The 22,187-nt window shown below is 70.1% G+C and carries 22 protein-coding genes and 1 tRNA gene; 8 read left to right on the plus strand and 15 right to left on the minus strand.

Annotation, left to right across the window (positions count from 1 at the left end; translation table 11 throughout):
• Nucleotides 1–47: 47 nt before the first annotated feature.
• Nucleotides 48–1,079, minus strand: coding sequence for a LacI family DNA-binding transcriptional regulator (locus ESP57_RS05640; RefSeq protein WP_129230818.1), 1,032 nt, complete (start codon nt 1,077–1,079; stop codon nt 48–50).
• Between the two features lie 114 nt (nt 1,080–1,193).
• Between ESP57_RS05640 and xylA the strand changes: the two genes are divergently transcribed.
• The gene (gene xylA / locus ESP57_RS05645) at nt 1,194–2,384 is read left to right on the plus strand and encodes a xylose isomerase (RefSeq protein WP_129230819.1); all 1,191 of its coding nucleotides are present in this window, start codon (nt 1,194–1,196) and stop codon (nt 2,382–2,384) included.
• Nucleotides 2,381–3,820, plus strand: a complete 1,440-nt coding sequence (locus ESP57_RS05650; protein WP_243648412.1) for an FGGY family carbohydrate kinase — start codon at nt 2,381–2,383, stop codon at nt 3,818–3,820. Before xylA ends, ESP57_RS05650 begins: the two co-directional genes overlap by 4 nt.
• 102 nt (nt 3,821–3,922) lie before the next feature.
• Here the strand turns inward: ESP57_RS05650 and groL are convergent, their stop codons facing one another.
• From groL to ESP57_RS05675, 5 genes are all read right to left on the minus strand, one after another.
• The gene (gene groL, locus ESP57_RS05655) at nt 3,923–5,542 is read right to left on the minus strand and encodes a chaperonin GroEL (RefSeq protein WP_115956973.1); all 1,620 of its coding nucleotides are present in this window, start codon (nt 5,540–5,542) and stop codon (nt 3,923–3,925) included.
• A gap of 125 nt (nt 5,543–5,667) precedes the next feature.
• A complete protein-coding gene (locus ESP57_RS05660) occupies nt 5,668–6,717 on the minus strand; it encodes a DUF3048 domain-containing protein (RefSeq protein WP_129230820.1) in 1,050 nt (349 codons plus the stop codon).
• Between the two features lie 76 nt (nt 6,718–6,793).
• Nucleotides 6,794–6,997, minus strand: a complete 204-nt coding sequence (locus tag ESP57_RS05665) for a cold-shock protein (protein WP_056010420.1) — start codon at nt 6,995–6,997, stop codon at nt 6,794–6,796.
• Nucleotides 6,998–7,229: 232 nt separating this feature from the next.
• A complete protein-coding gene (locus ESP57_RS05670; protein WP_056010423.1) occupies nt 7,230–7,775 on the minus strand; it encodes a LytR C-terminal domain-containing protein in 546 nt (181 codons plus the stop codon).
• A 27-nt stretch (nt 7,776–7,802) separates the two neighbouring features.
• Nucleotides 7,803–8,099: a DUF3263 domain-containing protein gene (locus tag ESP57_RS05675; RefSeq protein WP_129230821.1), complete on the minus strand. Its 297-nt coding sequence runs from the start codon at nt 8,097–8,099 to the stop codon at nt 7,803–7,805.
• A 230-nt stretch (nt 8,100–8,329) separates the two neighbouring features.
• Here ESP57_RS05675 and msrB point away from each other — a divergent pair, with 230 nt between their 5' ends.
• Both msrB and ESP57_RS05685 read left to right on the plus strand, forming a co-directional pair.
• Complete coding sequence (gene msrB / locus ESP57_RS05680) at nt 8,330–8,731, plus strand: peptide-methionine (R)-S-oxide reductase MsrB (protein WP_056010429.1); 402 nt, start codon at nt 8,330–8,332, stop codon at nt 8,729–8,731.
• Entirely contained in the window at nt 8,732–9,286 is a 555-nt protein-coding gene (locus ESP57_RS05685; RefSeq protein WP_243648413.1) for a nitroreductase family protein, read from the plus strand.
• On the opposite strand, the gene ESP57_RS05690 is transcribed toward ESP57_RS05685, so the two are convergent.
• The 3 genes from ESP57_RS05690 to ESP57_RS05700 all read right to left on the minus strand — a co-directional run bounded on the left by ESP57_RS05690 (nt 9,270) and on the right by ESP57_RS05700 (nt 11,447).
• Nucleotides 9,270–10,310 (minus strand): DMT family transporter, encoded by a 1,041-nt coding sequence (locus ESP57_RS05690; protein WP_243648414.1) that lies wholly within the window; start codon nt 10,308–10,310, stop codon nt 9,270–9,272. The genes ESP57_RS05685 and ESP57_RS05690 overlap by 17 nt on opposite strands.
• A gap of 1 nt (nt 10,311) precedes the next feature.
• Nucleotides 10,312–10,384: transfer RNA gene (locus tag ESP57_RS05695), tRNA-Thr, on the minus strand.
• Nucleotides 10,385–10,514: 130 nt separating this feature from the next.
• Nucleotides 10,515–11,447 (minus strand): DsbA family protein, encoded by a 933-nt coding sequence (locus ESP57_RS05700; protein WP_056010432.1) that lies wholly within the window; start codon nt 11,445–11,447, stop codon nt 10,515–10,517.
• 246 nt (nt 11,448–11,693) lie between these two features.
• Here ESP57_RS05700 and ESP57_RS05705 point away from each other — a divergent pair, with 246 nt between their 5' ends.
• Complete coding sequence (locus ESP57_RS05705; protein ID WP_056013056.1) at nt 11,694–12,794, plus strand: ABC transporter ATP-binding protein; 1,101 nt, start codon at nt 11,694–11,696, stop codon at nt 12,792–12,794.
• A gap of 172 nt (nt 12,795–12,966) precedes the next feature.
• Nucleotides 12,967–14,289 (plus strand): DUF4032 domain-containing protein, encoded by a 1,323-nt coding sequence (locus ESP57_RS05710; RefSeq protein WP_056010435.1) that lies wholly within the window; start codon nt 12,967–12,969, stop codon nt 14,287–14,289.
• Between the two features lie 122 nt (nt 14,290–14,411).
• On the opposite strand, the gene rlmB is transcribed toward ESP57_RS05710, so the two are convergent.
• The 4 genes from rlmB to ESP57_RS05730 all read right to left on the minus strand — a co-directional run bounded on the left by rlmB (nt 14,412) and on the right by ESP57_RS05730 (nt 18,676).
• Nucleotides 14,412–15,437 (minus strand): 23S rRNA (guanosine(2251)-2'-O)-methyltransferase RlmB, encoded by a 1,026-nt coding sequence (rlmB, locus tag ESP57_RS05715; RefSeq protein WP_056010438.1) that lies wholly within the window; start codon nt 15,435–15,437, stop codon nt 14,412–14,414.
• Nucleotides 15,434–16,858: a cysteine--tRNA ligase gene (gene cysS, locus ESP57_RS05720; RefSeq protein WP_129230822.1), complete on the minus strand. Its 1,425-nt coding sequence runs from the start codon at nt 16,856–16,858 to the stop codon at nt 15,434–15,436. Before cysS ends, rlmB begins: the two co-directional genes overlap by 4 nt.
• 43 nt (nt 16,859–16,901) lie before the next feature.
• Nucleotides 16,902–18,092 (minus strand): 2-C-methyl-D-erythritol 4-phosphate cytidylyltransferase, encoded by a 1,191-nt coding sequence (ispD, locus tag ESP57_RS05725; protein WP_129230823.1) that lies wholly within the window; start codon nt 18,090–18,092, stop codon nt 16,902–16,904.
• A gap of 101 nt (nt 18,093–18,193) precedes the next feature.
• Nucleotides 18,194–18,676 (minus strand): CarD family transcriptional regulator, encoded by a 483-nt coding sequence (locus ESP57_RS05730; protein ID WP_022889889.1) that lies wholly within the window; start codon nt 18,674–18,676, stop codon nt 18,194–18,196.
• Nucleotides 18,677–18,832: 156 nt separating this feature from the next.
• On the opposite strand from ESP57_RS05730, the gene ESP57_RS05735 reads away from it, so the two are divergent.
• Complete coding sequence (locus ESP57_RS05735; RefSeq protein WP_056010448.1) at nt 18,833–19,315, plus strand: hypothetical protein; 483 nt, start codon at nt 18,833–18,835, stop codon at nt 19,313–19,315.
• A 98-nt stretch (nt 19,316–19,413) separates the two neighbouring features.
• Here the strand turns inward: ESP57_RS05735 and ESP57_RS05740 are convergent, their stop codons facing one another.
• On the minus strand, nt 19,414–20,094 hold the full coding sequence (locus ESP57_RS05740; RefSeq protein ID WP_129230824.1) for a response regulator transcription factor: 681 nt from the start codon (nt 20,092–20,094) through the stop codon (nt 19,414–19,416).
• Complete coding sequence (locus ESP57_RS05745) at nt 20,091–21,278, minus strand: sensor histidine kinase (RefSeq protein WP_129230825.1); 1,188 nt, start codon at nt 21,276–21,278, stop codon at nt 20,091–20,093. Before ESP57_RS05745 ends, ESP57_RS05740 begins: the two co-directional genes overlap by 4 nt.
• A gap of 184 nt (nt 21,279–21,462) precedes the next feature.
• On the opposite strand from ESP57_RS05745, the gene phoU reads away from it, so the two are divergent.
• The gene (gene phoU, locus ESP57_RS05750) at nt 21,463–22,122 is read left to right on the plus strand and encodes a phosphate signaling complex protein PhoU (RefSeq protein WP_056010456.1); all 660 of its coding nucleotides are present in this window, start codon (nt 21,463–21,465) and stop codon (nt 22,120–22,122) included.
• The last annotated feature ends 65 nt before the right edge of the window (nt 22,123–22,187 follow it).

Raw genomic sequence — 22,187 nt, forward strand, 5'->3', positions numbered from 1 at the left:
GACGCCCTCGCCGAGGAAGCATCGTCGGTGTCGCGGGCGGATCGTCCCTACTCGGCCGGCGGTGCCGTGCTCTCGCGCACGACGAGGTTCGTCGCGAGGTCCATGCGCGGGGTGGTCTCGGGCTGTTCATCGCTCAGGCGGATGGCGAGTCGGGCGGCCTCCTCGCCCATGCGGCGGAGCGGCTGGTGCACCGTGGTGAGCGGCGGGCTCACCCAGGGCGCCAGCGAGATGTCGTCGTAGCCGACGATCGAGAGGTCGTGCGGAACGGCGAGCCCGGCTTCGCGCGCGGCATCGAGGGTGCCGAGCGCCTGCATGTCGCTGCCGGCGAAGATCGCGGTCGGGCGGAGATCGGCCGGCAGCGCCAGCAGCTCGCGGGCCCGGTCGCGACCGCCCGCGATCTCGAAGGTGCCGAAGCGGACCCATGCCGGATCGACTGGGAGCCCGGCGGAGTTCATGGCGCTGCGGAACCCGTCGAGCCTCGCGAGCGAGCACATCATGTCCTCGGGACCCGTGATCGTCGCGATGCGGCGGTGCCCGAGCTCGATGAGATGGCGAGTCGCAGCGAGGCCGCCCGACCAGTTGGCCGAACCGACACTCGGTACGTCGGGCGACGGGTCGCCTGCCGGGTCGACGATCACGAAGGAGATGCCCCTGGCGCGGAGTCGTTCGCGATACTCGGGCGAGATCTCCGAGAAGACGAGCACGACGCCCACCGGGCGACGACGGATGACGCCGTCGATCCAGTCGGGGTCGGGTGCGTGCCGGTCGCCGCTCACCGTGAGGACGACGCTCAGCCCGTGCTCCTTCGCCACGGCTTCGACGCCGCCGATGAGTTCCATCGACCAGATGGAATCGAGTCCGTGGAAGACCAGTTCGAGCAGCTCGGGCCGGGATTCCGAACGACCCGCGCCGCGGCGCACGTATCCGCGGTCGTGCAGCGCATGCTCGATGCGCTCCCTCGTCGCTTTCGACACGTCGGCACGGCCGTTCAGCACCTTGGAGATCGTCGAGAGGCTCGAACCCGTCTCCTCGGCGATCTCGGCGAGGGTGACTCGGTCGCCCGTGACTTCGGTCTTCATGTTTCGAATCCTAATCGCGAAAGTTGCGAACCCGGAAGACTTGCGCGGGCGGGTCGCCCAGTTTATGTTGTACATGCCAACAAATCACCGATGACGCTGAAAGGCGGATCACCCATGGCCACCGCGCCCTCCCGTGACGACAAGTTCTCCTTCGGCCTCTGGACGGTCGGGTACGACGGCACCGACCCGTTCGGCGGCCCGACCCGCACGCCCCTCGATGTCGTGCACGTCGTCGAGAAACTCGACGAGCTCGGCGCCTACGGCCTGACGTTCCACGACGACGACCTGTTCGCATTCGGGTCGACCGATGCCGCGCGCCAGAAGCAGATCGACCGCCTGAAGGGCGCGCTCGACGCGACCGGCCTCATCGTGCCGATGGTCACCACCAACCTCTTCTCGGCCCCCGTCTTCAAGGACGGCGGCTTCACCGCCAACGATCGCGACGTGCGACGCTTCGCGCTGCGCAAGGTGTTCCGCCAGCTCGACCTCGGCGCCGAGCTCGGCGCGAAGACGTTCGTCATGTGGGGCGGCCGCGAGGGCGCCGAGTACGACTCCGCGAAGGACATCCGCCAGGCGCTCGAGCGCTACCGCGAGGCCGTGAACCTCCTCGGCGACTACGTCACCGACAAGGGCTACGACATCCGGTTCGCCATCGAGCCCAAGCCCAACGAGCCCCGAGGCGACATCCTGCTGCCGACCCTCGGCCACGCGATCGCCTTCATCGACTCGCTCGAACGGCCCGAACTCGTGGGCCTCAACCCCGAGGTCGGGCACGAGCAGATGGCCGGCCTCAACTTCGCCGCCGGCATCGCCCAGGCGCTCTTCCACGGCAAGCTCTTCCACATCGACCTCAACGGCCAGCGCGGCATCAAGTACGACCAGGACCTCGTGTTCGGCCACGGCGACCTGCACAACGCGTTCGCGCTCGTCGACCTGCTCGAGAACGGCGGCCCCGGCGGCGTGCCCGCCTACGACGGCCCGCGCCACTTCGACTACAAGCCCTCGCGTACCGAGGACGAGAAGGGCGTGTGGGAGTCCGCCGCCGCGAACATGCGCACTTACCTGCTGCTCAAAGAGCGGGCCGCGGCCTTCCGCGCCGACCCCGAGGTGCAGGAGGCGCTCGAGGCCGCGAAGGTCTTCGAACTGTCGACACCGACCCTGAACGAGGGCGAGACCTACGACGAGTTCCTCGCCGACCGCTCGGCCTACGAGGACTTCGACGCAGCGGCCTACCTCGGCGGCAAGGGCGGCGGCTTCGTGCGCCTGCAGCAGCTCGCGACCGAGCACCTGCTGGGCGCTCGATGACGATGCCGCTCGCGGATCACCGTGCCAGGCTCGTCGCGGGCGTCGACTCGTCGACGCAGGCCTGCAAGGTCGTGATCCGGGATGCGTCGACCGGAGCGCTCGTCCGCTCCGGTCGCGCGGCCCACCCGGGCGGCACCGAGGTCGATCCCGCGGCATGGTGGGGTGCGATGCTCTCCGCGTTCGCCGACGCGGGCGGGCTCGACGACGTCGCCGCGATCTCGATCGCCGCCCAGCAGCACGGCATGATCGTGCTGGACGCCGAAGGATGCGTCATCCGCGATGCCCTGCTCTGGAACGACACCCGATCCGCCCAGGCGGCGCTCGACCTCATCGCCGAGGTCGGCACCGACGAGTACGCCAGGCGCACTGGCGTCGTGCCGGTCGCGTCGTTCACGGCCACGAAGCTCCGATGGCTGCGCGACGCCGAACCGGATGCCGCGGCTCGCGTCGCGGCGGTCGTCCTCCCCCACGACTGGCTGACGTGGCGCCTGCGGGGCTTCGGTCCCGCCGGCGAGTCGCCGCTCGGGCCCCGGCTGGACGAGCTCACGACCGATCGCTCGGATGCGAGCGGCACGGCGTACTGGGGCCCGAACGGCTACGACCTGGATCTGGTCGCCCGTGCGCTCGGGCACGTCCCGGTACTGCCGCGCGTGCTCGCCCCGAACGCAGCGGCGGGACGCACGCCCGACGGCATCCTCGTGGGCGCCGGAGCCGGCGACAACGCCGCCGCCGCGCTCGGACTCGATGCATCCGCCGGTGACGTCGTGGTCTCGATCGGCACGAGCGGCACGGTCTTCGCCGTGACGGATGCCGTCATCGCCGATCCCTCCGGGACGGTCGCCGGGTTCGCCGATGCGACCGGGCGCGGCCTGCCGCTCATCGCCACCCTGAACGCGGCGCCCGTGCTCGATGTCACGGCCGCCCTGCTCGGGGTCGACCACGCGGAACTCGGCCGGCTCGCGCTCGAGGCCGTGCCCGGCTCATCCGGTGCCGTGCTCGTGCCGTACTTCGAGGGCGAGCGCACGCCGAACCTTCCCGACGCGACCGCCTCGTTCTCTGGTCTCACGTTCGCCAACACGACGCGGGCATCGGTCGCGCGCGCTGCGATCGAGGGCCTCCTGTGCGGCCTCGCCGACGGCCTCGATGCCGTGCGAGGGCAGGGCGTCTACGCGGCCCGCATCCTGCTCATCGGCGGTGCGGCGCAGAATCCGGCGGTGCAGGGCATCGCCGCCCAGGTCTTCGACGTGCCGATCGTCGTGCCGGCACGCGGGGAGTACGTCGCCGACGGCGCCGCCAGGCAGGCGAGGTGGGCGCTCACCGGTGAACGCCCGTCATGGCCGCTCGACATCGACGCAGAGCTCGCGAGCGACACGCGTGAGGTGATCCGGACGCAATACGCCCGCGCACGCCTGACGAGCGCGCACCGACCCGGCTGAGCGGGTGGGAGCGAGCGCCTGACACGCGCACGAACCCGCTGACACGACGATGGGCGCCTCCCTCTCGGGAGACGCCCATCGTTTCGTTGCGTGAGGCGCGGACTAGAAGTCCATGCCGCCCGTCGGGTCGCCGGCCGGAGCCGCGTTCTTCTCGGGCTTGTCGGCGACGACGGCCTCGGTGGTGAGGAAGAGGCCCGCGATCGACGCTGCGTTCAGCAGCGCGGAGCGGGTGACCTTCACCGGGTCGTTGATGCCGGCAGCGAGCATGTCGACGTACTCGCCGGTCGCGGCGTTGAGGCCCTGGCCGACCGGGAGGTTGCGCACGCGGTCGACGACGACGCCCGGCTCGAGGCCGGCGTTGAGGGCGATCTGCTTGAGCGGAGCGTCGATCGCGACGCGGACGATGTTCGCGCCGGTCGCCTCGTCGCCCGTGAGCTCGAGCTTCTCGAATGCGGTCTTGCCGGCCTGGATGAGGGCGACGCCACCACCGGCGACGATGCCCTCTTCGACGGCTGCCTTGGCGTTGCGCACGGCGTCTTCGATGCGGTGCTTGCGCTCCTTGAGCTCGACCTCGGTCGCCGCACCCGCCTTGATGACGGCGACGCCGCCGGCGAGCTTGGCGAGGCGCTCCTGGAGCTTCTCGCGGTCGTAGTCGGAGTCGGTGTTCTCGATCTCCTTGCGGATCTGCGCGACGCGGCCGGCGATGGCCTCCTCGTCGCCGCCACCCTCGACGATGGTCGTCTCGTCCTTGGTGATGATGACCTTGCGAGCCGAGCCGAGCAGGTCGAGGGTGACGTTCTCGAGCTTGAGACCGACCTCCTCGGAGATGACCTGGCCACCGGTGAGGGTCGCGATGTCCTGCAGCTGCGCCTTGCGACGGTCGCCGAAGCCGGGGGCCTTGACGGCGACCGACTTGAAGATGCCGCGGATCTTGTTGACGATCAGCGTCGCGAGTGCTTCGCCGTCGACGTCTTCCGCGATGATGAGGAGCTGCTTGCCGGTCTGGATGACCTTGTCGACGATCGGCAGCAGGTCCTTGATGTTCGAGACCTTGCCGTTGACGATCAGGATGTAGGGGTCTTCGAAGACCGCTTCCTGGCGCTCGGGGTCGGTGACGAAGTACGCCGACAGGTAGCCCTTGTCGAAGCGCATGCCCTCGGTCAGCTCGAGCTCGGTGCCGAAGGTGTTCGACTCCTCGACGGTGACGACGCCCTCCTTGCCGACCTTATCGATCGCCTCGGCGATGAGTGCGCCGATCTCGGCGTCGCCGGCGGAGATGGACGCAGTGGCGGCGATCTCCTCCTTGGTCTCGACCTCCTTGGCGTTGGCGACGAGCTCGAGGGTCACTGCGGCGACGGCCTTCTCGATGCCGCGCTTGAGCGAGATGGGGTCGGCGCCTGCTGCGACGTTGCGGAGGCCCTCGCGCACGAGCGCCTGGGCGAGCACGACCGAGGTCGTGGTGCCGTCACCGGCGACGTCGTCGGTCTTCTTGGCGACCTCCTTGACGAGCTCGGCACCGATCTTCTCGTACGGGTCGTCGAGCTCGATCTCCTTGGCGATCGACACACCGTCGTTCGTGATCGTGGGTGCGCCCCACTTCTTCTCGAGCACGACGTTGCGTCCGCGCGGGCCGAGGGTCACCTTCACCGCGTCGGCGAGCGTGTTGAGGCCACGCTCGAGGCCACGACGGGCCTCCTCGTTGAAAGCAATGATCTTTGCCATGTGTTTCTCTCGTCCTTTCCCGGACGTCTTCAAAGATTCGTTGGGTTAGCACTCAAAACGAGTGAGTGCTAAATCGATTCTGGCACTCGACCGCCATGAGTGCAAGCGAGCCCGAGGCTGTCCGCTCAGGGCGTGAAGGTCGCCGAACCCTCGTTCGGCACGAGCTCGACCCACGTGTTGCCGGGAGCAAGCCGCAACGGCGAGCCGTCGTCGGCGGTCAGGACGATCGGCGACCCCGCGGCATCCTTCGCCCAGGTGCCGTGCGCCGTCCGGCCTCCGGCCGAGACCCAGGCCTCGCCCGAACCGATCATGACGGTCTTCGGCACCTCGCCGTAGCTCCAGTCGATCCCGACGCGGAGCGTCACGACGTTCACGGCACGCACGCGCTCCCCCGACGCCTCGAGATCCGGTTCGCCCTCCTGCGAACGGAGCCAGGCGGATGTCCCGCCATCCCACTCCCACGCGGGGAACCGATCCTCGGAGAACACGAGGTCGATGCGCGAGGTCGGCGCGGCAGCGAGCGCCGGGGCGGCGAGCGGATCGGCGGTGCCGTAGCTGAACTGCCCCGGAGGCGGTGCGAGCGCGGCGTTTCGGGCGACCGCCTCGGCGGAGTCGAGGATCACGTCGTGCGGGCCGGGCCGCTCATCGGCACGGGTGAAGAGCCCCGTCTCGTCGAAGTCGAAGACGATGTTCACGAGGGGCGTCGCCATCATCATCGCGACGAACTGGTCCTGCCCGCCCGAGTAGGCGATGATGCCGCCGAAGGGCGAGGCGATGTCGGGGTCCATGGGACGGATCGACCGAACGGGACCGACCTCGTCGGGCACGTCCGAATGCCAGACCGCGACGTACCGCGTCAGGCCGCCCTCGACGAGTTCCTCGAAGACGATGTCGGTGCGATTCAGCGCGATCTGCGGGCGCGCCTCCTCGTGGTTGTCGATCTTCACTGCGAGGGACGGGTGGGCGAGCGCGGCCGCCTCCGCCGGCGTTCCGCGCAACGGCGCGAACGACACCGCCGACGCAGCGGCGTCGGCAGAGGGCCTGGCAGCGGCCTCGGTCGGCGCGGCATCCGGTTCCGCCGCCGACTGGCAGCCGGCCAGGAGCAGCGATGCCGCCAACAGCGCGCCGATCCGCGCTCCCCGACGATGCGGAGCACGCCCCGCCAGCGCTCTCATGCGGTCAGCGTAGACCCGCGCCTCTCAGGAGACGCGAGAACGCGCCGCCGGACCGGCGGCGCGCTCGCGGATCTCATCAGGCCGGGCGGACGCCCTCTGCCTGCGGCCCCTTCGAACCCGTGCCGACTTCGAAGACGACCTGCTGCCCCTCCTCGAGGACCTTGTACCCCGACATGTCGATCGCGGAGTAGTGGACGAAGACGTCTTGACCCCCCTCGTCGACCGTGATGAATCCGTAGCCCTTTTCAGCGTTGAACCACTTGACGGTTCCGTTCGCCATGCGTTGCTCCCATGTTGCGGTGTCCGATCAGCACGCGCCCGTGGCCTGTGCCGGACCACTCGGTCGAGCGCAGGGCGCCAGGGACGGAACCATGCGCTCGCGCTGGCGAGCGGCCGAAACCAGATACTCACGAGTGGGCGCTGCTGCACAAGGGTCTGCGGAGCGGAGCGGATATCGGAATGGCAACGATTCGCGGCGACGCCGAGGCCGCGGACGCCCGAGTGTCGCGCGGTCAGCCGGCCGTGGCGGTGGCGTAGTCGGAGCCGAGCACGACCACGAGTTGGTTGCCGGTGGCGGCGAACTGGTCGGACACGCGCACGTCGGCCTCGGGCAGGAACTGCGCGACGCCGCGGGCGGCGCCCTCGAGCTCGGGGGTCGCGTAGTAGACGACCGTCTCGGTCAGGGTGTCGTCGCTCGCGTTGGCCGTCGACCCGACCGGGACCCCGTTCGCGGTGAGCGTCTCGGCGGCCTGCGCCGCGAGGCCGGCCGTCGCGGTGCCGTTCAGCACCAGCACGGGGATGTCGGGTGCGATCACGGGCTCGGCGGTGACGACGGGCGTGGCGCTCGGCGTCGCGACGGGGGTGTCGCCGAAGTTCAGCCGGTCGTTGAAGATCATGACCCCGCCGATGCCGACGGCGACGAGCACGACGGTCGCGAGCGCAGCCCAGCCGAAGGTGATCCATCCGGCGCCCCGGCGCACCGGCGCTCGGTGGGCACCGACACGGTCGATGCCGTGCGGGATCGAGTCGAAACGATCGCGGGGGAACTTCTGCGCCATGGGTCCAGTCGTCTGTCGGGGCCGCGCTCAGTCGAGCGGTCGGCCGATCGAGAGGGAGCGACGCGATCGCGCCGCCGCGCGGGCCGCACGCATCCGCTGCAGCCGCTTGACGAGCATCGGGTCGTGCCTCAGCGCCGCGGGTGAATCGATGAGCTCGCCGAGGATCCGATAGTAGCGGGCCGCCGAGATGCCGAACTCATCGCGGATCGCCTCGGCCTTGGCACCCGGATGCTGCCACGCGCGCGACTCGAACGCGAGCACTCGCTCGTCGCGCTCGTCGAGATTCGATTCGGCGGGAGGGTGCGGCAGGCGCTCTGCGCTCATGCGGTCCTCCCGTCGAGGCGAGCCGGATGCACCGCCTGACGTCATCCTAGACACCGACGCCTCCGCACGAGCCGAGTCGCGACGGCGTGTACCGGCCCGCCCGATCCGGCACCCGGAGCGGCCGGGCCGGAACACCGGGGCGGGCGGCTGCGTTGCACCCCGTGTCGGACGCTCACTGGCGGACCTGCGACCATGGAGGAGCACCGACGCGAGCACCGGGAGGACCTTTCATGGCGTACAACGTGGACAAGACCGACGACGAGTGGCGCGCGGAACTCGGCGACGAGCAGTACGCCGTGCTCCGCGAAGCGGCGACCGAACGCCCGTGGACCGGCGAACTCCTCGACGAGGAGCGCGCCGGCGTCTACTCCTGCGCCGCCTGCGGCGCCGAGCTGTTCAAGAGCGGCACCAAGTTCGACTCGGGCTGCGGCTGGCCGAGCTTCTACGAGTCCGTGCGCCCCGAGGCCGTGCAGCTGATCGAGGACTCGTCGCTCGGAATGGTGCGCACGGAGGTGCGCTGCGCGAACTGCGGGTCCCACCTGGGCCACGTCTTCCCCGACGGCTTCGGCACGCCGACCGGCGACCGCTACTGCATGAACTCGATCGCCCTCGACTTCTCCGCCGAGTCCTGAGTGGCAGCGTCCGTCCGCGAGGCGATGCTCGCGCGGCGCTCGTCGCCGAAGGTCACGGAGGTCGCGCCCGACGACGCCGAGATCGTCGCGCTGCTCGACGTGGCCGGCCGGGTCGCCGACCACGCCGCGCTCCGGCCGTGGCGGGTCATCGCGTTGCGCGGCGAGGCACGGAATCGACTCGGTGACGCCCTCGCCGCGGCGGCCGGCCTCGACGGCGAGCACGGCGCGCGTCTCGCCGCCAAGCCGTTGCGCGCTCCGCTGCTCCTCGCGATCGTCGCGTCGACGACCTCGCACTTCAAGGTTCCCGCCTGGGAGCAGGAGTCCGTCGCCGCGGGCGTCGCCCACCAGCTGAGCCTGCTCCTCGACGACGCCGGGTGGGGCGCGATGTGGCGATCGGGGCCGCACACGCGGCATCCGCTGGTGGCCGAGATGCACGGTCTGGTCGACGGCGAGCTCCTGCTGGGCTGGCTGTACGTCGGCGGCCTCCCCGACGGCGCGCGGGCCGATCGCGGCCCCGACGTGGCCGCGGCCTCGAGGTTCAGCTCGCTGCGGTGACCTCGGCTGGCGGCAGCGCATGCTTGCGCCGACCCCAGCGGATCGACGCCACGCCCACGGCGATGAGCGCCAGCACGGTGCCGCCGATCGTCGCGATGCCGACCGGGCGGTCTGCCGTCGGCAGCAGCAGGTCGAGGGCGAGCGCCGCGACGAGCTGCCCGGCGACGCCGCAGAGGGCGAGCAGCAGCACGCCGAGCCGGCGCACGAGCATCGCCTGGCCGGCGATGAAGATGCAGCCGAGCGCCCCGCCCGCGTAGAGCCACGGTTCGGTCGGCAGTGCCGAGGGCCACCCGGCGGATGCCGCGTGCACGAGCATCACGACGACGAGCGCCGTCGTCCCGACCGCGAAGTTGAACACCGTCGCCGTCAGGGCGCTCTCGGCGACCGCCTTGACCCGGCCGTTGACGGCCTGCTGCCAGGATGCGCCGACGCCGGCCGTGAACGGCAGGACCATGAGCAGGATCGGCGCGTCGCCGGCGAGCTGGGCCGACACCGCCCAGCCGATCGCCGCGAGTGCGAGCACGGCTCCGACCACGCGCGTCGCGCTCAGCGGGCGGCGCCCGCCGGGGCCGAGCCCGATGAGGTCGAACACGATGCCGCCCACGGTCTGCCCCGCGACGATGGCGATCGTGAACAGGGCGACGCCGATGACACCGGCCGAGAGCCCCTGCGTCGTCACGAACCACGCACCGGCGAGACCGCCGAGCACCATCCACCAGGGCAGCGTGCGGCCGCGCAGCTCGCCGACGACCTTCGCGAGCCCTGCCCGACCCGGTTTCCACATGGGGAGCACGAGGAGCAGGATGACGAGCCCGCTGCCGAAGGAGAACGCCGCGGCGACGAACGGGTCGTCGAGCGCCACGGCGAGCTGCCCGTTGACGCGCGACTGGAGTGCCGTGCCGGCGCCGAAGAGGAGTGCGAGCACGAGCGCGATCCACATCGGGATGCGCGAGTGCTCGACGTGCTGGTGGTGCTGGAGCGGGGTGCCCTCGGAGGGCTGGTGTTCTGCTGCGTGCTGAGTCAAGAGCCGGCTATGGGACTCGAACCCACAACCCCCGCTTTACAAGAGCGGTGCGCTACCAATTGCGCCAAGCCGGCGAGGGCATGCCTCACGGACATCCTACCGATGGCCGGGCGCGGAGCCGGCATGGCCAGGTCGGCGGTCGCCGGACGGACGAAGGCCCGGCACATGGCCGGGCCTTCGAAGCGATCTCGCGCGCCGTGCGCGCTACTGCGCGGGAGTCGGCGTCGGCGTCGGCGAGGGCGTCGAGGTCGACTCGGAGAACGTCTCCCCGGTCGCCTGGAGCACGAAGGACTGGAATTCGGCCGGGTCGGTCAGCGAGCCCTCGTACTGCTTGCCGTTCACGAGCACCGTGGGGGTGCCCTTGATGGCCTCGAGGTCGGAGTTCGGCACCGGTTCGGTCAGGGCGCGCGTCGTGGCATCCTGCACCCACTTCTTGAAGGAGGTGTCGTCGATGCACTGCTCGATCGTCGACAGCGAGCTCACGCCCGCCTCCTTCGCGAGCGCCTTGAGCTCGCTGTTGTCGAGACCCGTGGAGGTCTCCTCCGGCTGGTTCGCGAAGAGCAGCTCGTTGTAGTCGAAGAACGAGTTCGGCGAGGTGTTCGCCACGCACGCGGCGGCGTTCGCCGCTCGCAGCGAGTACTGGGTGCCGGCCGACTTGTTGGTCAGCAGTGCGATCGGGTGCACCTCGAGCGTCGCGGCCCCCGATTCGACCATCGTGCGGATCGAGTCGGAGTTCGTCGTCTCGAACTGTCCGCAGAAGGGGCACAGGTAGTCGATGTAGGTGACGATGTTGGCCACCGTGCCGCTGTCGTCGGGCACGGTCGGCGTCGGCGCCTCGCCCGCGTCCAGCGCCGGGGTCTCGGTCGCGGTGATCACGCCGTCGACGCCCGTGAGCAGGATGCCGTCGCTCGCCATGTTGGCCGGGCCGGGGCCCGCCGGCTTGACGCTGTTGAAGATCAGGGTGCCGATGATCGCCGCGATCGCGACGACGGCCAGGATGACTCCGCCCTGGATGAGCCACTTGTTGCGCCGTTCGCGCTTCTTCTGCTCCTCGCGGAGCACCCGCGCCTTCTCGCGCGCGGCTTCGCGCTGCTCGTTACGGGTGGGGCGTGGCTGATTCGATCCGCCGTTGCTCATCGATGGTCACTCCGGTCGCTGTGTGGGCGCGCATGTATGCATGCAGACGCACACACGATAGTAGGGACGATCGCTGTGAAACACCCAAACGGATTCCGGGAACGCCCCGGATCCGGGCTGTGCCAGGATCCCGGCCGGATTCGGAGCACGCTTCCCCGCGTGCGATACTGAGTGGGCGTCAGCGTCGACGCAGTCCATCACTACGGATCGTCCGGCACGTACCTGCCGGTGAAGGAGAACACGAAAATGGCGTCAGTCACGTTCGACAAGGCAACCCGCCTCTACCCCGGCGGCACTCGTCCCGCCGTCGACCAGCTCGACCTCGAGGTCGCAGACGGCGAGTTCCTCGTCCTCGTCGGCCCCTCCGGTTGCGGCAAGTCCACCTCGCTCCGCATGCTCGCGGGCCTCGAGGAGGTCAACGAGGGCAACATCTTCATCGGCGACCGCAACGTCACCGACGTGCCGCCGAAGGACCGCGACATCGCGATGGTCTTCCAGAACTACGCGCTCTACCCGCACATGACCGTCGCCGAGAACATGGGCTTCGCCCTGAAGATCGCCGGCGTCGGCAAGGAGGAGCGCGCAGCTCGCGTCCTCGAGGCAGCGAAGCTCCTCGACCTCGAGCCGTACCTCGCCCGCAAGCCGAAGGCGCTCTCGGGCGGCCAGCGCCAGCGCGTCGCCATGGGCCGCGCCATCGTGCGTCAGCCCCAGGTCTTCCTCATGGACGAGCCGCTGTCGAACCTCGACGCGAAGCTCCGCGTGCAGACCCGCACTCAGATCGCCTCGCTCCAGCGCCGCCTCGGCGTCACGACGGTCTACGTCACGCACGACCAGACGGAGGCCCTCACCATGGGCGACCGCATCGCCGTGCTGAAGGACGGCCTGCTCCAGCAGGTCGGCACCCCGCGCGACCTGTACGAGAAGCCCAACAACGTGTTCGTGGCCGGCTTCATCGGCTCGCCCGCGATGAACCTCTTCCACGCCGACCTGGTCGACGACGGTGTGAAGTTCGGCACCGCGACCGTTCCGGTCGACCGCGAGACGCTCGCCCAGTCGAGCGGCAAGGTCGCCACGATCGGCGTGCGCCCCGAAGACATCACCGTCTCCCCCGTGCAGGGCGAGGGCCTCGCGGTCGAGGTCGACCTCGTCGAGGAGCTCGGCGCCGACGGCTACCTCTACGGCCACTCCATGGTCGAGGGCAAGCGCACCGACATCGTCGCGCGCGTCGACGGCCGCATGCACCCGAACGCCGGCGACAAGGTCTACCTGACCGCGACGCCGCACCACGTGCACCTGTTCGACATCGAGTCGGGCGACCGCCTCGGCACGAAGGCCGTCGTCAGCTGACGCGACACTGTCGACCGGTGATGCCGGCCGGGCTCCTGCCCGGCCGGCATCGCTGTTTCTCCGCGGCATCCGACGCGGCCCTTCGACCCCGACTACGCTGAGGCACCAATGAGCGGATCACACTCCATCACGTCGTCTCGATGCGGCCCGACCCGACTACGCTGAGGCACCAATGAGCGGTTCACTCTCCATCACATCGGCCATGGCCGATCCGGCCCTCCTCGACCTCCCGTGGGACCTCCCGCTCGAGGCCTGGCCGAGCGACACGATCGCGGCGCTGCCGAAGGGCATCTCGCGTCACCTCGTGCGCTTCGCCCACCTCGGCGCGCACATCGTGGCGATCAAGGAGACGACGGCCGAGATGGCCAAGGGCGAGTACGAGATGCTGCGCACGCTGCAGCGGCTCGACATCCCCTGCGTCGAACCGGTCGCCGTGATCACCAACCGCAGCGACGCCGAGGGCGACGCACTGAAGCCCGTGCTCGTCACTCGGCACCTGCGGTTCTCGCTCCCGTATCGGGCGCTGTTCTCCCAGACCCTGCGCCCCGACACCGCGACGCGACTCGTCGACGCCCTCGCGGTGCTGCTTGTGCGCCTGCACATCGTCGGCTTCTTCTGGGGCGACGTCTCGCTCTCGAACACCCTCTTCCGCCGTGATGCCGGCGCGTTCGCCGCCTACCTCGTCGATGCCGAGACCGGCAAGCTCTACGAGGGCGGCCTCTCGAACGGCCAGCGAGAGAACGACCTCGAGATCGCGCGCGTGAACATCGCCGGCGAGCTCCTCGACCTCGAGGCGGGCGGCAAGGTCGCCGACGAGCTCGACCCGGTGAACATCTCGAACGGCATCGTCGAGGCGTATCGCAGCCTCTGGCTCGAGCTCACCGGTTCCGAGTCGTTCTCGAACGCCGAGCGCTGGCGCATCAACGAACGCGTCAATCGGCTCAACGAGCTCGGCTTCGACATCGAGGAACTCGCGATCAAGACGGATGAGTCGGGCACGACCGTGCGCATCCAGCCGAAGGTCGTCGACGCGGGGCACCACCAGCGGCGTCTCCTCCGGCTGACGGGACTCGACGCGGGCGAGAACCAGGCTCGACGGCTCCTCAACGACCTCGACTCCTACCGGGCGGCCTACGGCAAGACGGAACTCGACGAGGAGATGGTCGCGCACGAGTGGCTCATGCGCGTGTTCGAGCCCGTCGTGCGGGCGATCCCGCTCGACCTGCGCGGCAAGCTCGAGCCGGCCGAGGTCTTCCACCAGTTGCTCGATCACCGCTGGTTCCTCGCGCAGCAGGCGGGCCACGACATCCCGCTCGCCGAGGCCGTGAGCTCCTACATCAACACCGTGCTGCGCCACCGGCGAGACGAGGCGACCGTGATCGGCCCGCCGACCGGTACCTTCACGTCGCCGATCGAGACGATCCCGTCGACCGACACTGCGGCGTTCGCCGCGCTCGACCCCGATGACGACGGCGACTGGCGCGCGAACGTCTGACTGCGGCATCCGCTCGCCGCGATGACCGGCGAGGGCACAACGTCACCTGCCTGGCGGCGGGACGTGCGCGCCCCGAATCGCCGACGAGCGACTGCTCGCCGGCGAACCGGCTCGGCTCAGGCTCAGCCGTCGGCGCGGAGCTTCGAGATCTCGTAGAGCGTGACGGAGGCCGCGATGCCCGCGTTGAGCGACTCGGTCGACGCCGAGATCGGGATCGAGACGATCGCGTCGCAGGTCTCGGCGACGAGCCGCGAGAGTCCCTTGCCCTCGCTGCCGACGACGATGACGATCGGACGGTCGGCCCAGCTGAGGCCGGGGAGCGACACGTCGCCGCCTCCGTCGAGGCCGAGCACGAAGACGCCGCGCTCCTTGAGTGCCTTGAGGGTCTGCGTGAGGTTCGGGGCCATCGCGACGGGCACACGCGCGGCGGCCCCCGCCGAGGTCTTCCACGCCGCGGCGTTCACGCCGACCGAGCGGCGCTGGGGCACGATGACGCCCTGTCCGCCGAACGCGCCCGTCGAACGCAGGATGGCGCCGAGGTTGCGGGGGTCGGTGATGCCGTCGAGCGCGACGAAGAGCGGCGTCTCATCGCGGGCGAGCACCTCGTCGAGCAGCTCGATCGGGTGCGAGTACTCGTAGGGCGGCACCTTGAGCGCGAGCCCCTGGTGCACGCCGCCCTCGCCGGCGAGCCGGTCGAGTTCGGGGCGCATGACCTCGAGGATCGGGATGCCGCGGCCCGTGGCGACCTTCATCGCCTCGCGCACGCGGTCGTCCATCTCGACGCGCGCGGCGACGTAGAGCGTCGTCGCGGGGATGCGGGCGCGCAGCGCCTCGACGACCGAGTTGCGACCGGTCACGATCTCCGACTCGTCGCCCGTCTTCGCGCGTCGGGCTGCACCCGACGCACCGCGCGGGGCGCCGGCGCGCTGGCCCGATCCTTGTCCGGCGACGCGCTTGCCGCCGCCGGTCGCCGCGTAGCGCTCCTGCGCCGCCTTCTTCTTGCCTGCGGGGTGCCAGGCGCGGTCTTCGGCCTTCGGCGTCGGGCCCTTGCCCTCGAGGGCCTGGCGGCCCTGGCCGCCCGAGCCGACCTGCTTGTTCTTCGCCTTCCGCACGGCTCCGGCGCGCGACTTTCCGCTGCTGCCCTTCATAGTCCCAAGCTCCAATGCGTTCCGGTAGAACTGTCTTCGATGGTGATGCCCGCGGCCGAGAGTTCGGCGCGGATTCGGTCTGCGGCAGCGTAGTCCCTCGACTCGCGCGCAGCCTGTCGGTCTTCGATGAGGCGAGTGACGAGTGCATCGAGCGCGGATGCCGCCGGGCCCGAGTCGGCCGTCGCCCAGTGGGGGTCGCGGGGGTCGATGCCGAGCACCTCGACCATCGCCGCGACCTGGCCGTGCGCCACGGCGGCGTCGTGCAGCTCCTCGGCGTCGAGCGCCTGGTTTCCGGCGCGCACGGTGTCGTGCAGAACTGCGAGCGCCTGCGGCACGCCGAGGTCGTCGTCCATCGCCGCGGCGAACGCGTCGGGGACGACCGGGGCGCCGACGCCCGCGAAGCGGGTGCCGGCGAGGCGCCGTTCGACCCGTGAGAGGAATCCGCGGATGCGGTCGACGGCCGCCTCGGCCTCGGCGAGGGAGCCGGGCGCGTAGTCGAGCGTCGAGCGGTAATGGGCCGCGCCGAGGAGGTAGCGAACGGCGAGCGGCGAGGCGAGCTCGAACAGCTCGGCGGCGTACACGGAGTTGCCGAGCGACTTCGACATCTTCTGCCCGCCGATGTTCACGAGCCCGTTGTGCACCCAGTACCGCGCGAAGGCGTCGCCCGCGGCGGCGGACTGCGCCAGTTCGTTCTCGTGGTGCGGGAAGCGCAGGTCGAGCCCGCCGCCGTGGATGTCGAACTCGGCGCCGAGGTATCGGGTGACCATGGCCGAGCACTCGATGTGCCAACCGGGCCGGCCGTCGCCCCAGGGCGACTTCCATGACGCCGACTCGGGCTCCTCGGGCTTGCGGCCCTTCCAGAGCGCGAAGTCGCGCGGGTCGCGCTTGCCGCGCGGATCAGCGTCGGCCGCAGCCTCCATCTTGTCGCGCTGCTGCCGCGTGAGCTCGCCGTACGCCGGCCAGCTCGCGGTGTCGAAGTACACGTCGCCCGAGGCATCCGGAGCGGCGTAGGCGTGACCGCGCTCGATGAGTCGGGCGATGAGCTCGACCATCTGCTGCACGCTCGCCGTGGCCCGCGGCTCGTAGGTCGGCGCCATGATGCCGAGCGAGGAATACGCGGCGGTGAACTCGAGCTCGACGCGGTAGGCGAGCGCCCACCACGGCTCGTCGGTGCCGTTGTCGGTGGCCGCGTTCAGGATCTTGTCGTCGATGTCGGTGACGTTGCGCACGAACACGACGTCGTTGCCGCTCGCGGCGAACCATCGGCGCATGATGTCGTAGACGAGGGCGCTGCGCAGGTGCCCGATGTGAGGGCTCGACTGCACGGTGGGACCGCAGACGTACATGCCGACGCGCCCCTCGCGCAGGGGCGCGAAGTCGCGCAGGGCCTGAGCCTTCGAGTCGTAGAGTCGCACGGTCACCCGCCAAGCCTACCGGCCGGGCGTGTCAGCCCCCTGCGCGGGCTCAGCTGCGCGGGAACAGCATGGCGGTCGCGATCGCGCCGACGCCCTCTCCACGGCCGGTGAAGCCGAGCGCGTCGCTCGTCGTCGCGGCGACGCTCACCGGCGCTGCGAGCACGCCGGAGAGCAGCGCCTCGGCCTCGGCCCGGCGCGGCGCGAGCTTCGGCCGGTTGCCGACGATCTGCACCGAGACGTTCCCGACCCGCCATCCGGCCGCCTCGACGAGTCGCCGCGTCTCGGCGAGGAACACCTCGCCATGAGCTCCGGCGAAGCGCGCGTCGGCGGTGCCGAACACCTGGCCGACGTCGCCGAGCCCGGCCGCGGCGAGCAGGGCGTCGCAGATCGCATGCGCGGCGGCGTCGCCGTCGGAGTGCCCGGAGAGTCCGCGCTCGCCCGGCCATTCGAGACCCGCGAGCCAGAGCGGCGTCGTCGCATCGTCGGCGAAGGCGTGCACGTCGGTGCCGGTGCCGACCCGCGGCCCGGCTGGGGCGGATGCCGCGGGGCCGGCGGACTCCGCGACGAGCTGCTCCGCCCGGTGCAGGTCGGCGGGCACGGTGATCTTGAAGGCGCGCACGTCGCCGGGCACGGTGTCGACGACGAGCCCGGCGGATGCCACGAGCGCCGCGTCGTCCGTGAAGTCGCCCTGCACCGTGGCGTAGGCGTGGGCGAGCGAAGCCCGAGGGAACCCCTGCGGGGTCTGCACCGCCCGGAGTTCGGAGCGGTCGACGGTCTCGAGCACGTGACCGTCGTCGGAGACCCGCTTCACGGTGTCGACGACGGCGAGCGCCGGCACGATGCCGCGCCTCCGCGCGCGCACCGCCCCGACGACCTCGTCGAAGAGCAGTGCCGGCGCGAGTGCGCGGGCGGCGTCGTGCACGAGCACGGTGTCGACGTCGGCCGGGAGCACGGCGAGGCCCGCCGCGACGGACTCCTGTCGCGACTCGCCGCCTGCGACGACGTCGATCGACGTCGAGGACGCCTCGGCGACCGCCGCGAACCCTGCCAGCGTCGACTCGACGCGCTCCGACGGCACGACGAGCACGAGCCGCGGCGTCTCGCGCATGCCGAGCACGGAATCGACGGCGGTCGACAGCACCGTGCCCGAGCCGAGCGGCACGAACGCCTTGGGCTCGGCGTGCCCGAGCCGGGTGCCGCTGCCCGCGGCGACGATGATGACGGCGATCGCTGAACTCACGGTTCGAGCGTAGTCGGGCCGCGCGAGCGCCGCCCGGCCGCGCGCGCCCGCAAATGACGAACGGCGGGTGCATGGGCACCCGCCGTTCGTGAAGACTCCCGCTAGGAGGCGAGGACCTCGTCGAGCACGGTCGAAGCCGCCTCTTCGTCGGTCTTCTCTGCGAGCGCGAGCTCGGAGATGAGAATCTGACGAGCCTTGGCGAGCATTCGCTTCTCGCCTGCAGAGAGCCCGCGGTCCTGATCGCGGCGCCACAGGTCGCGCACGACCTCCGAGACCTTGATCACGTCACCCGATGCGAGCTTCTCGAGGTTCGCCTTGTAGCGACGCGACCAGTTGGTCGGTTCCTCGGTGAAGGGGGCGCGCAGCACCTCGAAGACCTTGTCGAGGCCCTCTTTGCCGATGACGTCGCGAACGCCGACCAGGTCGACGTTCTCAGCAGGAACCTCGATGACGAGGTCGCCCTGCGTGACGTTCAGCTTGAGGTAGAGCTTCTCTTCACCCTTGATGATGCGTTTCTTGACCTCGGTGATCGTTGCGGCACCGTGGTGGGGGTAAACGACGGTTTCGCCAACCTCAAAAAGCATGAATAGATGTCCTTTCGGCAACTATCAGGATATCACATTCGGGATCATGCTAAGGTTCCGCCCCCTCCAAGGGCAGCCGCTGCTCGTACGATATGCTCGGTGCGATCCATTCGCGCCCGGGCCTCCGCTCGTGCGCACCACGCTCTTGGAGGTTCTGTGAAGGCGCGTCTCGCGGCATCCGCTGCTCTGGCCCTCGGCATCGCGCTCGGCGCGAGCGGCTGCTCGATGGTCACCTACCAGGCGACGACCGAGCACTACGACGCCAGCGACGGCGTCTCGGTCGACGTCGGCGACCTCGACCTCCGCAACGTCCTCGTCGTCTCCGACGACGGCGTCGACGGCACGCTCGTCATGACGGTCGTCAACAACGGCACCGAAGACGTGTCGCTCGACGTGCAGTTCGGCGAGGGCGGCAGCGAGGCGCAGACCATCGAGGTCGAGGCCGGCTCCGAGATCGCCTTCGGCGTCGACGACGTCGAGGGCACCGATGAGGTCGAGCCGATCGTCCTCGAGGGCATCGACACCATTCCCGGCGCGTTCCTGCCCATGTTCTTCGAGTACTCCGGCGCCGAGGGCGTCGAGAAGCTCATCCCGGTGCTCGACGGCCGGCTCCCCGAGTACGAGAACCTCGTTCCGTAGCCTCGGCGCATCGACGTCGAACGGGTGGGATGCTTCGGCACCCCACCCGTTTCGCGTGTCCGGCGTTCGACCTGCCGGCGCGTTCGGCGCAGTTCCGGTCAGGCCTCGAAGCGGTACCCGAGGCCGCGCACGGTCACGAGCTGCACCGGTTCCGACGGCTGCTGCTCGATCTTCGAGCGGATGCGCTTGATGTGCACGTCGAGGGTCTTCGTGTCGCCGAAGTAGTCGGAGCCCCAGACCCGGTCGATCAGCTGGCCGCGCGTGAGCACCCGACCGGGGTTGCGCATGAGGAGCTCGAGCAGCTCGAATTCCTTCAGCGGCATGGGCACGGCCTCTCCGTCGACCTCGACGGTGTGCCGGTCGACGTCCATCCGCACGCGGCCGCCCTCGATCACGGCCTCGTCGAAGTCCTCGATCTCGATGCGCCGACGGAGCACCGCCCGGATGCGCGCGAGCAGTTCGCGCGTCGAGTAGGGCTTCGTGATGTAGTCGTCGGCCCCGAGCTCGAGGCCCACGACGATGTCGATCTCGGAGTCCTTGGCGGTCAGCATGATGATCGGCACCGTCGAGCGGCTTCGGATCTCGCGGCACACCTCCGTACCCGGCAGGCCCGGCAGCATGAGGTCGAGCAGCACGAGGTCGGCGCCCGATCGGTCGAAGGCCTCGACGGCCGACGGGCCGTCGGCGGCGACCTCCACCTCGTACCCCTCGCGTTCGAGCAGGAAGCTCAGTGGGTCGCTCAGGGCGATCTCGTCTTCGACGAGCAGGATGCGGGTCACGTACGGTCTCCTCGTTCACTGGAATCGGTTGCTCGACCATCGTCGGAACCGGGTTCGATCGCGGCCTCTGCCCGAGGCAGTCGGATCATGAAGGTCGAACCGCGACCGGGCTGCGACCACACGCGCACGTCGCCGCCGTGGTTCTGCACGGTGTGCTTGACGATGCTGAGGCCGAGCCCCGAGCCGCCCGTGTTGCGCGAGCGCGCCTGGTCGACGCGGTAGAACCGCTCGAACACGCGCTCGAGCTCGTCGGCCTCGATGCCGATGCCCTGATCGGTGACGGCGATCTCGACGACGTCGCCGTCGACCTTCGCGCCGACGCCGACCCGGCCGCCGGGATTCGAGTAGGCGATCGCGTTGGCGATGAGATTGTGGACCGCGACGATGAGCAGCGCCTGGTCGCCGTAGACCTCGGCCTTCGTCGACGCGCGCACCGCGACCTCGACCTGCTTGCCGCCGGCGACCACCCGGTTCTGGTCGACCGCGGCCGCGATGACCTTGTCGACGCGCACGAGCCGGTCTGGCCGGAGGGCGTCGCGTGCCTGGAGCCGCGAGAGCTCGATCACCTCGCTCGTGATGTGCGCGAGGCGGGTGGCCTCGACCGAGAGCCGGCCGGCGAAGCGGCGGACCTGCTCGGGCTCGTCGGCCGCCTGGTCGAGCGCCTCGGCGAGCAGGCTCACCGATGCGATCGGCGTCTTCAGTTCGTGGCTGATGTTGGCGACGAAGTCCCGTCGCACCTCGTCGAGCCGGTGCGCCTCGGTGCGGTCCTCGGCGAGGAGCAGCACGAACCGCGTGCCGAGCCTCGCGACCCGCACGTGCAGACGCAGCGTCGAGTCGCCGAACGGGCCGCGGGCGAGCGTCACCTCGTCGACCAGGGGCTCACCGCCACGGCGAACGGATGCCGCGAGCTCCAGCAGTTCGGGATGCACGAGCGACTGCTGCCGCACGAGGCCCATCGCGAGGGCGCCGGGCGAGGCTCGGAGCACGTTGTTCGACGGGTCGAGCACGACTCCCGCAGACTCCAGCACGTCGAGCACCTGGTCGACCCCGTCGGGGATCGTCGGAGCGACGACCTTCGCCGCGCTCGATCCGCGCCGCTCGGCCATGTGCAGCACGACCATGAACGCGGCGCCGAGGAAGATGCCGAAGGCCAGCGCGGTGAGCACCGACCAGGTGGAGTCCATGGCTCAACACTAACCAGCCGTCGGCGGCCGATTCGCCGTTGGCCGCCTGTGCGGCGGTACGTTAACGACTATTCAGAATCCCGGCACCTGTTGTTCATCTTCCGCAGGGAGGATGTCCCGAGGGCCGGAATGCCCGGGCACGTCCGCGCCCGGCACGGGCCAGAACAGACAAGGATCCGAAGACATGCGTGAGGTGTTCCAGCAGGAACTGCGCGAGGTGCAGGAAGGGCTCGTCGGGCTCGCCGGGCTCGTCGCCGACTCGATCGACAAGGCGACGCGGGCGTTCAACGAGTCCGACGTGAGCCTGGCCGAGGAGGTGATCGCCGACGACGACCACATCGACCAGCAGACGGTCGCGCTCGACGAACTCGCGATCACGATCCTCGCGCGCCAGCAGCCCGTGGCTCGAGACCTGCGCATCGTCGTGAGCGCGTTGCGCATCAGCGCCTCGCTCGAGCGGATGGGCGACATGTCGACCCACATCGCGCAGCTCGCCCGGTACCGCTTCCCCGACAAGGTCGTGCCGAAGTCGCTTCGGCCCACGTTCGCCGAGATGGGCCGCCTCGACGTCGAGATCGCCCGCCGGCTCGTGGAACTCCTTCGCACCGAAGACGTGCTCCTCGCCGAGGAGATCCGGAACGAGGACGACAAGATCGACGCCCTGCACCTGCAGGTGTTCGACAAGGTGCTCGGGGAGACGTGGAAGGGCGAGGCCGTCGACACCGTCGACGCGACCCTCGCGAGCCGCTACCACGAGCGCTTCGCCGACCACGCCGTCTCGATCGCGAAGAAGGTGCAGTACCTCGCCACCGGCGACTGGGACCCCGAGAAGTCGGCGCTCTGAGCGCCGGACCACTCGTTTCGCGTCGGACCCCCGATATCCACGGTCCCGTGCGACACGAGTGGTCC

Source organism: Agromyces fucosus, from assembly GCF_004134865.1.
In the GTDB taxonomy this organism is placed as follows: Bacteria; Actinomycetota; Actinomycetes; order Actinomycetales; family Microbacteriaceae; genus Agromyces; species Agromyces fucosus.